This is a genomic window from Paenibacillus curdlanolyticus YK9 (assembly GCF_000179615.1).
GTDB lineage: Bacteria > Bacillota > Bacilli > Paenibacillales > Paenibacillaceae > Paenibacillus_T > Paenibacillus_T curdlanolyticus.
On record NZ_AEDD01000011.1, the window covers coordinates 1 to 18358 of the forward strand.

Genomic DNA, 18358 nt, shown 5'->3' on the forward strand with positions numbered 1-18358 from the left:
CGGGCCCGCCCAGCCGCCGAAGGCGGCCTCGCGCGGCGGCGCTGCAGCCGCGCCCGCGCCGCGCCGCGAAGCGGCGCCAGCGCCTGCGGGGGCGAAGCCCGCAGGCGAAGCACCCGCTGCGCCTAAGCGCGCGCAGCGGGTGTATGTGAAGATCGCGGCCGGGCGAGAAAATCCGGCCGCGCTCGAGCGGCTCAAGCAGCTGCTTGTCGCTCATCCCGGGCCGCTCTCGACCGTGCTGTTCTATGAGCGCGACCAGAAAATGCTTGCGCTCAGCGAGCAATATAACGTCAAACCATCGCCTGAGCTGTTCGGCGCCATCGAGGCGCTGCTTGGGAAAGGCGCGATCGCGGTCAAATAATGACCGCGATCTTTTTTTAGTCCTTTTTGTCCAGTTTCCGCCGCGAGTCCGCCGTTGTCGCCTGTCGCCCGTCCTATTTTTTATGCACAATTGCCCGGATGCCTGCATACATTAGGAGACATTGGACGGTTCCTGCCAAGGGACTTGCCTATGATGCGACCTGACGGCAGCGTTGCGCTGCTGCCCGGCTACGGAGGGATGACTATTGGCGAGCGGGATTGAAGCTTGGCTGCAAAAGCGTGGCGTATCTGTCGCGGATGTCGCAGAAATCGTCTATACGCTGCAGCGGCCGTATAATCCGGATTTGACCATGGAGCAATGCGAGGAGAGCGTACGCGCTGTTTTGGTCAAACGAGAGGTGCAGTACGTGCTCTATACGGGCATTGCCCTTGACGAGCTTGCGGAGCGCCGGCTGCTGCCGGAGCCGCTTCAAGCGATCATGGAAAACGACGAGTCGCTTTATGGCGTAGACGAGACGCTTGCCCTTGGCATTACGAACGTTTACGGCATGATTGGGTTGACGAGCTTCGGTTACCTTGATAAAGTGAAGCCGGGCATTATTCGGCAGCTGAATTTGAAAGGCGAACGCATACACGTGTTTCTGGATGATCTCGTTGCAGGCTTAGCGGCCGCTGCGTCCGCGCGAATCGCGCATCAGGACCCGAAGGCTGCGCGCTACGATTTGCCGGAAACGGACTAGAGAGCTGCCCCCGAAGACACGGTGGACACGGCTTTGTTGCGGCCCGAAGAGTAGTTATGCTATCATTAATTCAATATAGGGCCTGGATACCGATGTTTTTAGGGGGTACCTTTCATGTGGACGGTTATCTATATCGCGCCTACGACGAAGATTGCAGAGAATATTAGAACCCGATTGACCGAAGAGGGATTTCTCGTGCAGCTGCGTCCTATTAACCTTTCGAAACAGCAATACGAAATTCTAGTCCCGTCCGGGGAGCTGGAGGAAGTTCAGGAAGTGCTGAACTCGATCCTTCATCCGTGATAGTGGGACCTAATAACTGCGCCGTGAGAGGTGTCAAACGTGTTTAAGGACTTATTTCATAAGAAGAAATATGCGACGGTTCCTTCCGTGCCGGCTCCTGTTCAAGAGCGGCCGAAGAAGGACATTCCAGAAGGCTTGATGAACAAATGCCCAAAATGCGGCAACATTGCCTTCAGTAAAGAGCTGGAGAAGAACCTCAAAGTATGTCCGTCATGCGGGCATCACTTCCGATTGTCCGCCATGGAGCGTATTGGAATGACGCTTGATGACGGACGTTTGCTTGAATTCGACGCGCTGATGGAGTCAGTCGATCCGCTCGGCTTCCCGGGTTATGAGGCGAAGCTGAAGGGGCAGAAGGATAAATCAGGCTTAAACGATGCTGTCGTGACGGGAGAGGGCACCATTGGTGGCGTCCCTGTAATTATAGCCGTGATGAGCTTTGAATTCTTCACAGGCAGTATGGGATCGGTAGTCGGAGAGAAAATTACGAGAGCGATTGAGCAAGCGGATCAGAAGAACCTCCCGCTCATCATCTTCTCGACATCCGGCGGCGCCCGCATGCAAGAAAGTATACTTAGCCTTATGCAGATGGCGAAGACAAGCGCAGCGCTTGCCAAGTTCCAAGGCAACGGCGGCCTCTTCATCTCTGTATTTACAGATCCGACGACCGGGGGCGTATCGGCGAGCTTCGCAAGCCTTGGCGACATTAATTTGGCCGAGCCTGGCGCACTGATCGGCTTTGCCGGACGGATCGTTATTGAACAGACGATTCGCCAGAAGCTGCCTGATAACTTCCAGACGGCGGAATTCAACCTGCAGCATGGACAGCTGGATAAAGTCGTTCATCGGAAAGACTTGAAATCGATGCTGACGAAGCTGCTGGAACTTCATACCGTAAGGGAGGAATGGTCCGATGGCGAATGAGCTTCCATTTGAGAAACCGCTTGTCGATCTGCGCAAGAAGGTCGACGAACTGAAGCGATTCGGTCAAGAAAAGGGAATCGATTTCTCCGAAGAGATTACGAGGCTTGAACTCCGCTGCAAGCAGCTTGAAGACGAATTGTACAGCGAGCTGTCGCCAGCACAGAAGATGCACTTGGCCCGGCATCATCAGCGCCCGACCTCGCTTGATTACATTCAGTCGATTTTCGCTGACTTCGTAGAGTTGCACGGCGATCGTTTGTTTGCGGATGATTTGGCGATTGTAGGCGGCATTGCCCGGTTGAATGGCGTGCCGGTAACGGTCGTGGGCCATCAACGCGGCAAGGATACACGCGATAATATCGCTCGCTTCTTCGGCAGTCCACATCCAGAAGGCTTCCGTAAGGCACTTCGGTTCATGCAGCAGGCGGACAAGTTCAAACGTCCAATCATCACGTTTATCGATACCAAAGGCGCCTACCCGGGTAATACGGCGGAAGAACGTGGACAGTCGGAGGCAATCGCCCGAAACTTGCGGGAGATGGCCACTTTTGGCGTTCCGATCATCTGTGTCGTTATCGGCGAGGGCGGCAGCGGCGGTGCGCTTGCGCTTGGCGTAGGCAATCGCGTGCTGATGCTGGAGAATGCCATCTACTCGGCCATTTCGCCGAATGGCGCTGCATCTATTCTATGGAAGGATGCTTCCAAGGCGGATCAAGCGGCTGAAGCGATGAAAATTACGGCGAAGGATCTGAAGCAATTCGAGATCATCGAAGAGATCATTCCCGAGCCGCAAGGCGGCGCCCATCGCGACCTGGAGGCACAGGCAGAGTCGATTAAGGATGCATTATGGCGTCATCTGAAGGAGCTGTCGGCGATGACGCCGGAGCAGCTGATTGAGGATCGCTACAATAAATTCCGCAAGATTGGCTACTTCCAAGAACGGCAAGCATCTGAGGCGCATGAGCCGAACGCATCATCGGAAACGGTGGAGCAGAATGGCTTGGTTGCGGATGCTGAATTGTCGAACGTGAAAAACTTGGCAGAATCTGCTAAAGTATGATTATAATTTGCAAAAATTACACTGTACAAAGCTTCAGCCAATCCTGTAGGTTAGGTTAGGCTGAAGATTAGACAGGAATGTTTCCTATAACGGAGGAATGAATGTAATCATGCGTAAAACAAAAATCGTATGTACGATTGGACCATCTAGCGAATCGCTCGAAAACACGAAGAAGCTTATTGAGGCAGGCATGAACGTTGCACGCCTCAACTTCTCGCATGGTGACTTCGAGGAGCATGGCAACCGCATCAAAAACCTGAAGCAAGCGCGCCAGGAGCTCGGCAAAACGGTTGCAATTTTGCTCGATACCAAAGGTCCAGAAATCCGTCTGGGCAAGCTGAAGGAAGAGCCGATCGAGCTCGAAGCTGGCGAAGCGATCACGCTTACGACGGAAGAGATTCTAGGCGACATTACGCGTATTCCAGTTACGTACAAAAATTTGCCGCAGGATCTCACGGTAGGATCGACGGTTCTGATTGACGATGGTCTGATCGGCCTTACGGTTGAAGGTATTGAAGGCACTGAAATTCATTGCCGGATCGTCAACAGCGGCCAGATCAAGAGCAAGAAGGGCGTAAACGTTCCAGGCGTGAACATTTCGCTGCCAGGCATTACGGAGAAGGATGCTGCTGATATCGTATTCGGCATCGAGCAAGGCATCGACTTTATCGCAGCTTCGTTCGTACGCAAAGCCAGCGACGTGCTTGAAATTCGTGAGCTGCTTGAGAAGCATAACGGCAGCCATATCCATATCATTTCCAAAATCGAGAACCAACAGGGCGTCGACAATCTTGACGAAATTCTTGAAGTGTCCGACGGCTTGATGGTTGCGCGCGGCGACCTCGGCGTTGAAATTCCTGCTGAAGAAGTGCCGCTCGTTCAAAAGCAAATGATCGAAAAATGTAATCGCGTAGGCAAGCCGGTTATTACGGCAACCCAAATGCTCGATTCCATGCAGCGCAACCCGCGTCCGACGCGCGCTGAAGCAAGCGACGTTGCGAACGCGATCTTCGACGGCACGAGCGCGATTATGCTCTCTGGCGAGACGGCTGCCGGCAAATACCCGGTAGAATCGGTTCAAACGATGTCCCGTATCGCTGAGCGTGCCGAGTCGGCGCTTGAATATCGCGAGCTGTTCATCAAGCAAGCGAATGCGCAACAGACTTCGGTTACGGAAGCGATCAGCCAAGCGGTTGCAAACTCTGCGCTTGATCTGCAAGCTGGAGCGATCATTACATCGACGGAAAGCGGCTTTACGGCTCGCATGGTATCCAAATATCGTCCGAAATCCCCGATTATCGCGGTTACGCCGAATGAATCAGTCATGCGCCGCCTGGCGCTTGTATGGGGCGTTATTCCAGCTTACGGCAGCGAAGCAAGCACGACGGACGAAATGTTCGAAACGGCAGTAAGCGGCGCGCTGAGCACGGGTACGGTTGGCTTGGGCGATACGGTTGTCATTACGGCTGGCGTGCCTGTTGGCCGCTCCGGAACGACGAACCTGATCAAGATTCACCACATTGGCGAGCTTATCGCTAAAGGTCAAGGGATCGGAACGCTGTCCGCTAAGGGCAAAGTTGTCGTAGCTCGTTCGGCTGCAGAAGCGAACGCGAAGACGACGGAAGGTTCGATTCTCGTCACGATTGCAACGGATAAAGATTATATGCCAGCGATTCAGAAAGCAGCGGCTATCGTGACCGAACAGGGCGGTATTACGAGCCATGCGGCGGTAGTCGGCCTGAATGTAGGCATTCCTGCTATTCTTGGCATTGAGCAAGCAACAGAGCTGCTCAAGGACGGCATGGAAGTAACGCTTTATGCGGAGACGGGCGTTATTTACACCGGACAATCCAAAGTACTGTAAGGTACGTTAGGCAATAGATCAGCAAGAAGAGCGACGGACATTGTGCCCGTCGCTCTTTCTACCATTTGGGTCGATCTTAGCAATGTCGGCTTGAGATTAGGCATGATGGCAGGTGATGAAGATGACTACTGAGCAGGAACGCTGGCATGTGTTTCCATTGCGGGTCCGTTACGAGGAAACCGATCAGATGCGCGTTGTTTTCCATGGCAATTATTTAACGTGGTTCGAGATCGGACGGACGGAGCTTATCCGGTATGCCGGATTTGCTTATAAGGAAATTGAAGCGGCAGGCTTGCTTCTACCAGTTATTGATATTGATTGCAAGTACGTGAAGCCGGCACGGTACGATGATATCGTCCTTGTATGTACGCGCATCGTTGACTTTACATCGATTCGCATCTCATTCGAATCTCAGATTAGACGCGGTTCGGAGCTTGGTTTAACTGCGGGTAGCAGGCTGGAGAGCGCAGATGCGTTGGAATCATTCGAATTGTTAGCAGCTGGCGGGACACGGCATATGTGGGTTAATTCAGATTTTAAGCCAACGCGGCTCGAACGGGCTTTCCCGGAATTATACGATAAATTGGCTCAGGTTGTTGCCCAATCCGATTAGATACAGCTTGGAATCACTTTAACGATGGAGGTGACAGCCTTGCGCAAATGGCTGTTGGCATTGCTTATTATTATTCCGGCTTTAGAACTGTGGACAATTGTAACGGTAGGCTCGTGGATAGGCGGCGGTACAGTGTTATTGCTGCTGCTGCTTGTGGGATTCGGCGGATTTTATGTTGCTAAAGCAGAGGGGCGCAAAGCCTGGTTGGAAGTGCAGCGGCTCATGCAGCAAGGCCAGCCGCCGGGTCCAGCCATTTTGGATGGCCTATGCATTCTGGCGGGAGGACTTCTGCTTATGATCCCGGGGTTTATTTCTGATATTGTTGGCCTGACGCTGCTGTTCCCTTTGACTCGTCCGTTATATCGCCGTGTGATGCTGCAATTCATCGAGCGTAAAATGCGAGGCGGCGGCGGTGGCAGAGGCGGCGGCACAACGTTTACGATCGGACGCTGGTAGTAGGGCCGGGCACTTGCATATGAAAACAGCAAAAGCCAGGCGTTAGCCCGGCTTTTGCTGCTGTTGCAAGAGTAAGATAGAAACATCTACTTAGTGCCTCGCATGATGAATTGATACAGATCGCGGAATACGTTAGCTCTGTGGAAGGCGAATAGAATAACGAGCGATACAGGACCAATGATGAGGCCAAGAACCCCGAACAATTTGAGGCCGACGAACATCGCGATTAATGTCGGGAGCGGATCTAGACCGACGCTGCTTGCCAGTACCTTAGGCTCGATCATTTGCCGCGCAACGAGGATGACGCCGTATAAAATGGAGAGTCCAATCCCAAGCGACAAATCGCCGTACAGGAAGGTATAAGCGATCCATGGGACCATGACGGCGCCTACGCCGAGGTACGGCAGCAGATCAACCAAGCCGATCAACAGCCCGATGGTGATCGCATATTGAACGCCTAGCAGCAGCAAGCCGATAATGACGACGACAGCCGTTATGGAAATCATAATGAACTGGGAGCGCAGATAGCCGAACAGCGCTTTTTGCAAATCAGTCCATACGGTAGCCATCGATTTGCGTATGCCTTCGGGCAGCCAGCCGCCTAGCGTAGCAGAGTGCTTGTGCCAGTCCTTCCCGATAAAGAACGAAGAAAGCAGGACGACAACCATGATGGTGAGCACATTTGGCAATGAAATAAGCAGATTGGACAGGCCATTGAAGAAGTAGGTAACTAGATCAGAACTCGTCTGCGCCAGCAAATTCGCGGTATCCGCGATTTTATTGTTAATGGGCTGCTGATACTTTGGATTTTCGTTATAGAAGGCGCTTATTTTATTAATGAGATCCTGCATTTCGGGCGTTGCGATGAACTTGTTGAATTCGTCCCGCCACCAATTGATCGTGCCATTGATCGATTGGGACAGATGAATGATTTCCGCGACGATACGCGTGATGAGCGCAGATACAATCGTAACGGCTGCCGTAACGAATAGGAGCAGGGAGAGCGTGACGGCAAGCCATCTCGGCAAACGCGCTTTGCTTTGCAGAAACCGGATGAGCGGATTAAGGGCATACGCTAGAATCCATCCAATAAGAAATGGATACACGAGCGGGGTTACATACATAACTGCAAGAACAAACAGCACGAGCATGACAGCTACAAAGATGCCCCTCCATGCCCGCATCGCAATAACTCGGTTCAATAGTCGCACCTCCATCAGCATAGAATGTACAAAAAGTTTATCATGAATGAGAAGCATTTACCAAAGCGGCTGTTACTGATTTACACTATTGTTATATGATCGATGGCGGTTTTACATGGTATTTACAAATCGTTAACATAAGACGAACACTCGACAGCCATAATGAGGACAAGAACGGGGGAACGTAAGATGACTAAACATATGTCCCACTATGTCAATCGCGATCTTAGCTGGATCGAATTCAATCGGCGTGTCCTGAGCGAAGCGCAGGATCCGACAACGCCTTTATTGGAGCGTGCAAAGTTTCTAGCGATCGTATCCAGCAATTTGGATGAGTTTATGAGCGTGCGCGTCGCTGGGCTCCAGAGCCAGATGAAAGCGGGCTATACGAAAATTGATTTTACGGGCTATACGCCAGCCGGACTGTGGAAACGGCTCATCAAGCGTACGACGCAGATGGTAAGCGAGCAATACCGGACTTACCGAGAGGTGCTCCGCGGCATTGCGAAGGAGGGGATCGTATTCCGCTCCATGGAAGAATTGAACCTGACGCAAACAGCGGCGATGGAACGATATTTTCACGATATCGTGTTCCCGGTGCTTACCCCGATGGCAGTTGACCAGAGTCGTCCGTTTCCGCTTGTACATACGAAGGAGCTGTATTTGTCCGTTCTGCTGCGCAAGGAGAACGAGTCGGTAGACGAGGAGCCTTATTTTGCGATCGTCCAGGTACCGTCGATCCTGCCTAGGCACGTCGCATTGCCGGTGCGAAGCGGCAGTAAGCGATCGGAATTTATTTTGCTGGAAGACCTCATAGAGAAGCATATCGGTACGCTGTTCAAAGGATATACGACGTTCGCTGTGCATCCGTTCCGCATTACGCGCAATGCGGACCTTGCTCTGAACGAAGAGGGCGCGGAAGATTTGCTCGAGGAGATCGAGAAGGAAATCCGCCGTCGCCGGTGGGGGATGACGGTACGCCTGGAAGTCGATAAAGGCATGCATCCTTATGCACTTGATATGCTCAAGGATGAGCTAGAAGTTGGCGATAATGTCATCGAAATCGATGGCCCGCTGGACTTAAGCTTTTTGATGCGTTTTTGCTCTTCGCTGCCTAACTATGATAATTTGCGGTTCGAGCGGATTGATCCGGTCTATCCGCGCGAGTTCGACGATGATGACGATATGTTCCAAGTGGTGCGCGAACGCGACGTGCTCGTTTATCATCCTTATGAGTCGTTTGAGGCCGTAACTGATTTTCTCGTCCAAGCGGCATATGATCCTGAAGTTTTGGCGATCAAAATGACGCTGTACCGCGTAAGCGGGCAGTCCGAGCTGGTGCAGGCGCTAGCGAAGGCGGCCGAATCGGGCAAGCAGGTTACAGTAGTAGTGGAGCTGAAGGCACGGTTCGATGAGGAAAGAAATATCGCTTGGGCAAGACAGCTGGAGAAAGCGGGCTGCCATGTCGTGTACGGCTTGATCGGGCTCAAAACGCATGCCAAAATATTGTTGGTCGTTCGGCGCGAGCAGGATGGCTTGCGGCGATATGTGCATGTCGGAACAGGCAACTACAACGACAACACGGCAAAGCTTTATACCGATGTAGGGCTGTTTACATCCCATCCGGTCATTGGCGAAGATGCCTCCGCGTTGTTCAATGAGATGACCGGCTACTCGGCGCCTTATGAATGGCGTGCGTTCGGCGTAGCGCCGACATCGCTCAAGGAGAAGCTATATGCGCTTATTGATCGCGAGAAGGAGCATGCGCTCGCAGGAAGGCCGTCTCATATTATCGCGAAGATGAATTCGCTGTCCAACCAAGAGATGATCGATAAGCTGTATGAAGCTTCCCAAGCAGGCGTGAAGATCGAATTGATCGTTCGCGGCGTCTGCTGCTTGCGGCCGGGCGTGCCGGGACGAAGCGAGAACATCCGCGTGATCAGCATCGTCGATCGATTCTTGGAGCATTCGAGGCTGATGGTATTTTCCAATGGCGGTGAAGAAGAGGTGTATTTATCAAGTGCGGACTGGATGACGCGCAACCTTAATCGTCGAATCGAGCTGATGTGTCCCGTATTCGACGATCGGCTGCGCAGCATGATCAAAAACATGCTGTACTTGAATTTGCAGGATAATGTGAAAGCGCATGAGCTGCTGTCGACCGGCGCATACGGCCGAGTAACGAACGACTTGCTGCCGATGCGCAGCCAGTTTGAAGCGAAGCAAATCGCGATGTGGAAGACATACGAATAGCTGCACGTTTGTTTTACACGATGTATGGCGAATGAAGAATAGGCGTCAGCTGCCATATTTTTCGAAAATCTTTGGATAGCTCGTCTACCTCGGCCCGCTCAACATCGAGCGGGCCGCTGCATGTGAGCGCATCCAGCTTCAATGTTCCTTGGGAAACGCTTATCGCTAGCCGGCCGATGGACTGGGTTTCGCTCCGGTCAAGCGCGACAGCCAGCTGCAGCAGCATGCCGAGCTGCGCGACGATTTCGATATCGGCTTCATCGAGAAGCTCCCGATACTCTGCAACCTGCTGGCGGAAACGGCTTTTGCTTTTGAAGGATGCGATTGCGGCAATCAGTACGATTTCTCGATGCGTTAGCCCGTTTAGATTCGAATTGACGATTAAGTAGAACGTATGCTTCGCATATTGCAAATAATCGATGGAAGCCCCGATCCGGAATAGGGAAGATGCGGCGTCTAGCCATACTTCGGTACGAGCCGGCAATGAAGCTTGTTTCTTGAGCGACTCATAGAGCTGCATAGACAATCGATTGACTTGCATAAGATGCGGCTGAGGCGCTTCGGGATGTAGGAGGCTCAGGTTGCGAACGCTATAGCCAAGCACATCATCCAACCTTGATTGATTGGTGAAGCGGGTATCAAAAAACAACCCGTCTCGCAGCCCTGCGCCGCAAATGAGATAATGCGTCGAACGAAGCTTGCGATAAATGACGCGCAGAATAGCCATTCCGATGACGATAACATCAGCGCGGTCTTTGGATAAGCCGGGAACCTTGCGTCGTTTGTCTAGCGGCATTGTGCGCAGCTGGTCGAAGATGGCGTCCGCATTGCTGGAGCTGATCGCATAATTATGCGTTAAAGGAAAGGCATAGCGAGTGGCAGCTTGGTCAAGCTTGCCTAGAGCGCGTACAGTTCCGCCTACGCCGATAAGCGGAAGCCCGGGCGTCCAGCTTAGCCAAGGCTCCTGGTCCAATGCTTTGCTGATGGCATGCTCAAGCACGGACAGGTCATCGTCAGCTAGCATGCCGGAATCGTCCTGGAAAGCGCGGGTCATATTCACGCAGCCAAACGGGAACGATACGCTCTGAACGAGTGTTCGGTCACGGAATAGCGAAATCTCGGTGCTGCCGCCTCCGATATCGATCAGGAAGCCTTCCCGGATATCGATCGTATTAATCATCCCCAGATACCCGAAGCGGGCCTCTTCTTCGCCGGAGAGCACCTCAACGGCAAGGCCGGTTTCGTTCAGCAGGCGTTCGACGACCTCATCTCGGTTCGTGGCATTGCGAATAGCAGCCGTTGCGACTGCACGTATGCGTCCTGTGCGGTGATGGGCACAAATCAAGCGGTAATGGTTCAAAATTCCGATTAATTCATCAATTTTTTCGGACCGAATGCGGCCTTGCTCATCAATCTCGCCGCTTAATCGGGCAGGTCGCTTGCCGCCGTCGATGACGCGATGGGCGCCATTGGCCGTCCGTTCGTAGACAGCTAAGCGAATGGAATTGGAGCCGATATCAATAATGCCAATGCGTTGTTCAGTCATATGTATAGTCCTCCGAAAGACGAGTAAACAGCCGAGCGGCTTGCAGAGATGGACACGGTCTGTAAGGACATTTTACCACTTGCGGGGCTTGAATAATAATCGTTTATTTTTTGGCGGAAAGGGCAGTATACAATGTTGTGGGTATTGTGTTTCTAAACGTCTGTAGGCGTTCGTTACATAACGTAATTTCATTGCAGTTAAAATTATTTAATGATGTCGATAAAGGAATTCTATTCGTAGTTTTGGCTGGATTTGTTCACTTCGGGTTCAAAATTCGTTATGATTGAAATGTTGAATTCTGATGCGATCCCATTTTAATTTATAATTCCGAAGCTAAAGGAGAGAAAAATATGACAGCAACCAAAGGATTGGAAGGTATCGTTGCAACAACGTCTTCCATCAGCTCCATTATCGACGGAGTTCTTACGTATCGTGGCATTAACATCGACGAGCTCGCTGAAAATGCTACATTTGAGGAAGTCGCTTATCTTCTCTGGTACGGCAAGCTGCCTAACCAATCCGAACTGGACGGACTTATTCGTCAGTTAGGCGAATTCGCTCCGGTGCCAGCGGAAGTGATTGAGCAATTGAAGCTTTATCCTAAAAACAGCAACTCCATGGCAGCTCTTCGCACCGCGGTATCGAGCCTTGCGCTCTATGATGCAGAAGCGAATGACATGTCGCCGGAAGTAAACGTTCGGAAAGCAATCAAGCTTCAGGCGCAATTGCCAACGGTTATCGCAGCATTCGCTCGCATCCGCCAAGGCAAAGACCCGATTCAACCGAAATCGGGCGTTTCTGTTGCTTACAATTTCCTGTACATGCTGAGCGGCGAAGAGCCAAGCGAAGTTGCGGTTAAAGCGCTTGATCAAGCGCTCGTCCTCCACGCTGACCATGAGCTGAACGCTTCGACGTTCGCTGCTCGCGTTACCGTTGCAACGCTGTCGGACATCTACTCCGGCGTAACGTCTGCCATCGGCGCGTTGAAAGGCCCGCTGCACGGCGGCGCTAACGAAGCCGTTATGGTTATGCTCGAAGAGATCGGCTCGCTCGCTAACGTAGAGTCTTACATTAACGACAAGCTGGCTAACAAAGTGAAAATCATGGGCTTTGGCCACCGCGTTTACAAAGATGGCGACCCGCGCGCGAAGCATCTGATGAAGATGTCCCGCGAGCTGGGCAAACAGCAAAACAACCTTGAGCTTTATGAAATGTCGGTGAAGATCGAAGAGCTGGTGACAGGCCAAAAAGGACTGAAGCCAAACGTTGACTTCTACTCGGCATCGGTATATACGACGCTTGGCATCGCGCGCGACCTGTTTACGCCGATCTTCGCAATCAGCCGCCTGTCCGGCTGGACAGCTCATATCCTTGAGCAATACGAGAATAATCGACTCATTCGTCCTCGTGCAGAATACACGGGTCCAGCGAACGCGAAATACATTCCGATTGCTGAGCGTTAATCGCATAGGTTGACCTGCATGGCGGGTAGTCGGTATCATCGTAGTAGCGATGGTGCGCTGGCTTCCCGTCGGGCTTTGTTATGTAATAAATTCATTTAACTTTTAGGAGGAACCATTCATGGCACAATTCGAGAAATTCGCGCTTCCTACAGAAGGCGAACAAATTACGATTCAAGACGGTAAATTGCAAGTTCCTAACAACCCAATCATTCCTTTCATCGAGGGCGACGGCACGGGCCGCGACATCTGGCGCGCATCGGTACGCGTGCTTGACGCTGCTGTAGAGAAAGCTTATAAAGGCGATAAAAAACTCGCTTGGTACGAAGTGTTTGCAGGCGAGAAAGCATTCAATACTTACGGTGAATGGCTGCCAGCTGACACGCTGACGGCAATCCGCGAATATATCGTCGCGATCAAAGGTCCATTGACGACGCCAATCGGCGGCGGCATTCGTTCCCTGAACGTTGCGCTTCGCCAAGAGCTTGACCTGTACACTTGCCTCCGTCCGGTGCGTTACTTCGATGGCGTGCCATCCCCGGTTAAACGCCCTGAGCTCGTAGACATGGTTATTTTCCGCGAGAACACGGAAGACATCTACGCAGGCATCGAGTACCAAGCAGGTACGGAAGCTGTTAAGAAAGTACTCGCGTTCTTGCAAAATGAAATGGGCGTTAACAAAATCCGTTTCCCAGAAACGTCGGGTATCGGCATCAAGCCAGTATCGGAAGAAGGCACGAAACGTCTTGTTCGCGCAGCGATCGAGTATGCAATTGAGCATGGCCGCAAATCGGTAACGCTCGTACACAAAGGCAACATCATGAAATTCACGGAAGGCGCGTTCAAAAACTGGGGCTATGAAGTCGCAGAGCAAGAGTTCGCTGAGAAAACGTTCACGTGGAGCGAATACGACCGTATCAAAGAAGCACAAGGTACGGACGCTGCTAACGCTGCGCAAAAAGCTGCTGAAGATGCAGGCAAAATCATCGTAAAAGACGCAATCGCAGACATCGCTTTGCAACAAGTTCTGACGCGTCCTACGGACTTTGACGTTATCGCTACGCTGAACCTGAACGGCGACTACCTGTCCGACGCACTTGCAGCGCAAGTAGGCGGCATCGGCATCGCTCCAGGCGCTAACATCAACTACCTGACGGGCCATGCAATCTTCGAAGCTACGCACGGCACGGCTCCTAAATATGCAGACAAAGACGTTGTAAACCCAGGTTCGGTTATCCTGTCCGGCGTCATGCTTCTTGAGCACCTCGGCTGGCAAGAAGCGGCTGACCTGATCTACAAAGGCATGGAAACGTCGATCAACAACAAAACGGTAACGTACGACTTCGCACGCCTGATGGAAGGCGCGAAAGAAGTGAAGTGCTCGGAGTTCGCTGATCAAATCATTGCGAATATGTAGGTTGTAGTAAGGGGATTCCCTTACGAGCCCGGTTTTACCCCATCCCCCTAAATCCCCCTTCCTTGGAAGGGGGACCCCAAAGGGCTTCGCCCTCTGGACACCTGAAGGTATCGAGAGGATGATGCGCTTGGGATAGGGTGGTGCGGGGAGCCGCTTTCGTCAGATCCCCTTCCCGTTGGGAAGGGGATCTGACACGCTTTTGGGCGTGCGGGTTTAGGGGCTTTGGGAGTTGGGTGGTTCGAGCGGTTTGTGTTGTTGCGTGCTGGCGTGATTGGTAGGGCGTTGGAATTTGCATTTATGCTTGATGCATTTATGCATTGGACTTGAGCAGGACTAACATGATAAAGCATTTACAATACACACTGGAGGCTGACTTGCTATGGCGATTAGACGTAATAAGATTACGGTAGTCGGCGCTGGTTTTACTGGCGCTACGACAGCTTTGATGCTTGCGCAGAAAGAACTGGGCGACGTGGTATTGGTCGACATCCCGCAGCTCGAGAATCCTACCAAAGGAAAAGCGCTGGATATGCTGGAATCGACGCCTGTCTTGGGTATCGACTCGAAAATCACGGGGACGTCGAACTATGAGGATACGAAGGATTCGGATGTTGTTATTATAACGGCCGGCATCGCTCGCAAGCCTGGCATGAGCAGGGACGACCTTGTGAGCACGAACGCTGGTATCGTGAAGTCCGTATGCGAGAACATCAAAGTTACGAGTCCGAACAGCATCGTGATTATATTGTCGAATCCGGTGGATGCGATGACTTACGCAGCGTACCATACGCTTGGCTTCCCCAAAAATCGCGTTATCGGCCAATCCGGCGTTCTCGATACGGCGCGCTACTGTACATTCATTGCGCAAGAGCTGAATGTGTCGGTAGAGGACGTTCGCGGCTTCGTACTCGGCGGCCACGGCGACGACATGGTTCCGCTCGTTCGTTACTCGAACGTTGGCGGCATTCCAGTCGATAAGCTGATTCCGGCTGATCGTATCGATGCGATCGTTCAACGCGCGCGCGTCGGCGGCGGAGAGATCGTTAATTTGCTCGGCAACGGCAGCGCGTATTACGCGCCTGCTGCTTCGCTTGTGCAGATGACGGAAGCGGTACTGAAGGATAAAAAACGAATTCTCCCGGTTATCGCTTTGCTGCAAGGCGAATATGGCTATGATGGCTTGTTTATGGGCGTTCCGACGATCATCGGCAGCAATGGTATCGAGAAAGTGCTCGAGCTTGACCTGACGGCTGAAGAGAAGGCAGCGCTTGATAAGTCGGCCGATTCGGTACGCAGCGTCATCAAAATCGTACAGGGTTAATTCGATCAAACACACATAAAGCTACATTCATTTAGCATCGGGAAGACCCTGACAGGCTGTGAACTGCCAGGGTCTTCTTTTGTTTTAGAGCGGGGGGCGATACATTGCTGGAACAGGCAAGGCGATTATTGAAGCAAGTGTACGGATATGATTCTTTCCGTAAAGGGCAAGAAGCGATCATTGGCGGCATTATGGAAGGAACGGATACGCTGGCGATTTTACCGACAGGCGGGGGCAAATCGATCTGTTATCAAATCCCTGCGCTTCTGATGGATGGAACGACGCTGGTCGTATCGCCGCTCATCTCGCTGATGAAGGATCAGGTCGATGCGTTGAACCGCGTTGGCGTGAAGGCCGCTTTTCTAAACAGCTCACTAAGCGCGGTTGATTATAGGGATGTGATGCGGCAAGCGTTTCAAGGCGAATATAAATTGTTATATGTCGCGCCGGAGCGATTGGATGCGCCGATGTTCGCTTCGCTGTCCGAGCAGATGCATATTCCGCTTATCGCGATCGATGAGGCGCACTGCGTATCGCAGTGGGGGCATGATTTTAGGCCAAGCTATCGGCAGCTGGCGGGCTGGATTAACCGTATGCAAAATCGGCCGCTGGTAGCGGCATTTACCGCTACGGCAACGCAGGAAGTATCGCGGGATATTTCGGATATGCTTGGGCTGCGCCATCCGAAGGTGCATGTGACCGGCTTTGCCCGCGACAATTTGTCGTTATCCGTTGTAACCGGCGCTGACAAGCCAGCTTTCCTGCGTAAGTTCATGTCGGAGCGGACAGATCAGTCCGGTATCGTCTATACAGCAACCCGCAAGGAGACGGAGCAGGTGCATGCGCTGCTGGCCAAGCAGGGCGTGCCTGCCGGCAAATATCATGGCGGGTTAGCCGATGCCGAACGAGCGGAAGCGCAGGAGAAGTTCAGATTTGATGACGTGCGGGTGATGGTCGCAACCAATGCGTTCGGCATGGGGATCGACAAGCCAAACGTTCGATTCGTCCTGCATTGGCAGATGCCAGGCGACGTGGAGTCGTACTACCAAGAAGCGGGACGTGCAGGCCGAGACGGCGAGGAGAGCGAATGCATCCTGTTGTTTGGGCCGCAGGATGTGGTGGTGCAGCGGTTTTTGATCGAACAGGGGACCGGAGACACCGATCGCAAATCGATTCAGATGTCCAAGCTGCACAATATGATGAATTATTCGCGGACACAGCGCTGCTTACAGCAGTATATCGTCGAATATTTCGGCGAAGCAGACGTGGAGCCATGCGGCAAATGCAGCAGCTGCCTGGATCGAAGCGAGCAGGTGGATCGAACGGAGGATGCGCTAAAGGCGTTGTCATGCGTCGCTCGATTGAAAGGCAAGTTCGGCGTAACGACGGCCGCCAAAGTGCTCAAAGGCTCCAAGGATAAGCGCGTATTGGAGTGGGGGCTGGATCGCAATTCTACGTATGGCTTGTTCTCGCGCTGGCCGGAGAAGGAAATTTCGGATTGGCTGTACTGGCTGGTGGCGGAGGGCTATCTGGGCATGAGCGAAGGGCAGTATCCAACTGTCGCGCTAGCGGCGGGGGCGCTTCCCGTGCTGGAGGGCAGAGAGCGGGTTCACCAACGGATGCGGACGACGGTGCGCAAAGCAGCCTCATCTGCAGCGGGCTCGCCATTGTTCGAAGCGTTGCGGGATTGGCGTAAAGCGGCAGCCGCTCGGGAGAAGGTGCCGCCGTTTATGCTCTTCTTTGATGCAACGCTGCGAGAACTGGCGGATGCCGCTCCACAGACGACGGAGGAGCTGCTGACGGTCAAAGGGATTGGCGCAGCGAAAGCGAACAAATATGGCGCAGAGGTGCTGGCCGTCATTCAACCGTTTATTAGCGGAGAGCCGATAAGCGGCTCCGATCAGGAGCTCGCTGCGGCATCGCCAGCGGTGCTGCAGCATTCAATGCCAGTTAAACCAATATCGGGCCAGCCAGCTGCTGTCAAATCAGCTTCAACCGCGTCATCCTCATCGTCTTCTTCGTCGAATCGGATCGACTCCGGCAGCCATCTCTTATCGCTGGAAGCTTTTAACGAGGGCGCTGACATTAAGCAGATTGCAGCGGAGCGCGAGCTTAGCGAGGTGACGGTTGAAGGACATTTGATCCGCGGCGCGTTGGAAGGGCATCCGCTCGATTGGGAACGTATTTTGCCGGCTGAATATGAAACGAGCATTCTTGAAGCTATTGAGCAGGTCGGCGGCGATAAGCTGAAGCCGATCAAAGAAGCGCTTCCGGATTCGGTCACTTATTTGATGATCAAGGCTTGTCTAGCGAAAAAAAGCTTGGCCGATCAATAGAGCAGGGTTGACGAATTGGTGAAGTATAGGCATTGCGCTTTGCGATTCGTCGATCATTTAGTATACTGAGATGGATAGAGAAGGTAACGTTTTCAAGGAGGATGTAGACATGTTTAAGATTATGTTATTGCTTCACGTGATCGGTGCAGCCGGAATGGGCTTTTACCTGATCTTGCCTGCTCTGGTTGGTAAAGTGACCAAGCTGACTGGCGCTGGACAAGAAGGGCTTGCAGCAGGACTTTCGAGCGCGAACCGGATTGCGCAATACTTTTTGATCGTACAGCTCTTGACGGGCGGATACCTGATGTCCCAAAGCGACTACTCGGTCGCTTGGATGATCATTGCTACGGTAGGCTTCTTGGCCATTGCAGCGCTTGGCGGCATCGCCAGCAAACCGCTGAAGCTGATCGGCACGTCGATTCGCGACGGACAGAGCGCAGCTGCTCATATTGGCAAAGCGCGTACGCTGAGCTTCATCATTCTTATCATTTATGTGGTCATTTTGTATTTCATGGTAAATCCAATCTATAAGTAAGATAGAAAGC

The 18358-nt window shown here is 52.6% G+C and carries 16 protein-coding genes; 14 read left to right on the forward strand and 2 right to left on the reverse strand.

The genetic code is table 11. The features are described from left to right. The 8 genes from PAECUDRAFT_RS26455 to PAECUDRAFT_RS18920 form a co-directional block, all read left to right on the forward strand. Window positions 1-358: hypothetical protein (locus tag PAECUDRAFT_RS26455; RefSeq protein ID WP_006039737.1), on the forward strand; the 358-nt coding region annotated here is incomplete at its 5' end. A gap of 205 nt (window positions 359-563) precedes the next feature. Then, a complete protein-coding gene (locus PAECUDRAFT_RS18890; protein ID WP_006039738.1) occupies window positions 564-1058 on the forward strand; it encodes a phosphatidylglycerophosphatase A family protein in 495 nt (164 codons plus the stop codon). A 114-nt stretch (window positions 1059-1172) separates the two neighbouring features. Further along, window positions 1173-1361 carry a hypothetical protein gene (locus tag PAECUDRAFT_RS18895; protein ID WP_006039739.1) on the forward strand — a complete coding sequence of 63 codons (189 nt, stop codon included), beginning with the start codon at window positions 1173-1175 and terminating at the stop codon, window positions 1359-1361. Between the two features lie 39 nt (window positions 1362-1400). Continuing rightward, a complete protein-coding gene (gene accD, locus PAECUDRAFT_RS18900; RefSeq protein ID WP_006039740.1) occupies window positions 1401-2285 on the forward strand; it encodes an acetyl-CoA carboxylase, carboxyltransferase subunit beta in 885 nt (294 codons plus the stop codon). Next, window positions 2275-3345 (forward strand): acetyl-CoA carboxylase carboxyltransferase subunit alpha, encoded by a 1071-nt coding sequence (locus tag PAECUDRAFT_RS18905; protein ID WP_006039741.1) that lies wholly within the window; start codon window positions 2275-2277, stop codon window positions 3343-3345. Before accD ends, PAECUDRAFT_RS18905 begins: the two co-directional genes overlap by 11 nt. 109 nt (window positions 3346-3454) lie before the next feature. Further along, entirely contained in the window at window positions 3455-5209 is a 1755-nt protein-coding gene (pyk, locus tag PAECUDRAFT_RS18910) for a pyruvate kinase (RefSeq protein WP_006039742.1), read from the forward strand. 121 nt (window positions 5210-5330) lie between these two features. Next, a complete protein-coding gene (locus PAECUDRAFT_RS18915) occupies window positions 5331-5822 on the forward strand; it encodes an acyl-CoA thioesterase (protein ID WP_006039743.1) in 492 nt (163 codons plus the stop codon). Window positions 5823-5852: 30 nt separating this feature from the next. Continuing rightward, complete coding sequence (locus PAECUDRAFT_RS18920; RefSeq protein WP_324603691.1) at window positions 5853-6278, forward strand: FxsA family protein; 426 nt, start codon at window positions 5853-5855, stop codon at window positions 6276-6278. Window positions 6279-6364: 86 nt separating this feature from the next. On the opposite strand, the gene ytvI is transcribed toward PAECUDRAFT_RS18920, so the two are convergent. Then, entirely contained in the window at window positions 6365-7480 is a 1116-nt protein-coding gene (ytvI, locus tag PAECUDRAFT_RS18925; RefSeq protein WP_006039745.1) for a sporulation integral membrane protein YtvI, read from the reverse strand. 162 nt (window positions 7481-7642) lie between these two features. On the opposite strand from ytvI, the gene ppk1 reads away from it, so the two are divergent. Beyond that, complete coding sequence (gene ppk1, locus PAECUDRAFT_RS18930; protein WP_083814204.1) at window positions 7643-9733, forward strand: polyphosphate kinase 1; 2091 nt, start codon at window positions 7643-7645, stop codon at window positions 9731-9733. Window positions 9734-9746: 13 nt separating this feature from the next. Here ppk1 and PAECUDRAFT_RS18935 read toward each other — a convergent pair whose 3' ends face one another. Then, entirely contained in the window at window positions 9747-11279 is a 1533-nt protein-coding gene (locus tag PAECUDRAFT_RS18935; RefSeq protein ID WP_006039747.1) for a Ppx/GppA family phosphatase, read from the reverse strand. Between the two features lie 350 nt (window positions 11280-11629). On the opposite strand from PAECUDRAFT_RS18935, the gene citZ reads away from it, so the two are divergent. The 5 genes from citZ to PAECUDRAFT_RS18960 all read left to right on the forward strand — a co-directional run bounded on the left by citZ (window position 11630) and on the right by PAECUDRAFT_RS18960 (window position 18348). Further along, window positions 11630-12742, forward strand: coding sequence for a citrate synthase (gene citZ / locus PAECUDRAFT_RS18940; RefSeq protein WP_006039748.1), 1113 nt, complete (start codon window positions 11630-11632; stop codon window positions 12740-12742). A gap of 118 nt (window positions 12743-12860) precedes the next feature. After that, window positions 12861-14156, forward strand: a complete 1296-nt coding sequence (icd, locus tag PAECUDRAFT_RS18945; protein WP_006039749.1) for an NADP-dependent isocitrate dehydrogenase — start codon at window positions 12861-12863, stop codon at window positions 14154-14156. Between the two features lie 379 nt (window positions 14157-14535). Beyond that, the gene (gene mdh, locus PAECUDRAFT_RS18950; RefSeq protein ID WP_006039750.1) at window positions 14536-15477 is read left to right on the forward strand and encodes a malate dehydrogenase; all 942 of its coding nucleotides are present in this window, start codon (window positions 14536-14538) and stop codon (window positions 15475-15477) included. 104 nt (window positions 15478-15581) lie between these two features. Further along, entirely contained in the window at window positions 15582-17813 is a 2232-nt protein-coding gene (gene recQ, locus PAECUDRAFT_RS18955) for a DNA helicase RecQ (protein WP_006039751.1), read from the forward strand. A gap of 109 nt (window positions 17814-17922) precedes the next feature. Beyond that, a complete protein-coding gene (locus tag PAECUDRAFT_RS18960; RefSeq protein WP_006039752.1) occupies window positions 17923-18348 on the forward strand; it encodes a hypothetical protein in 426 nt (141 codons plus the stop codon). Window positions 18349-18358: the final 10 nt, after the last annotated feature.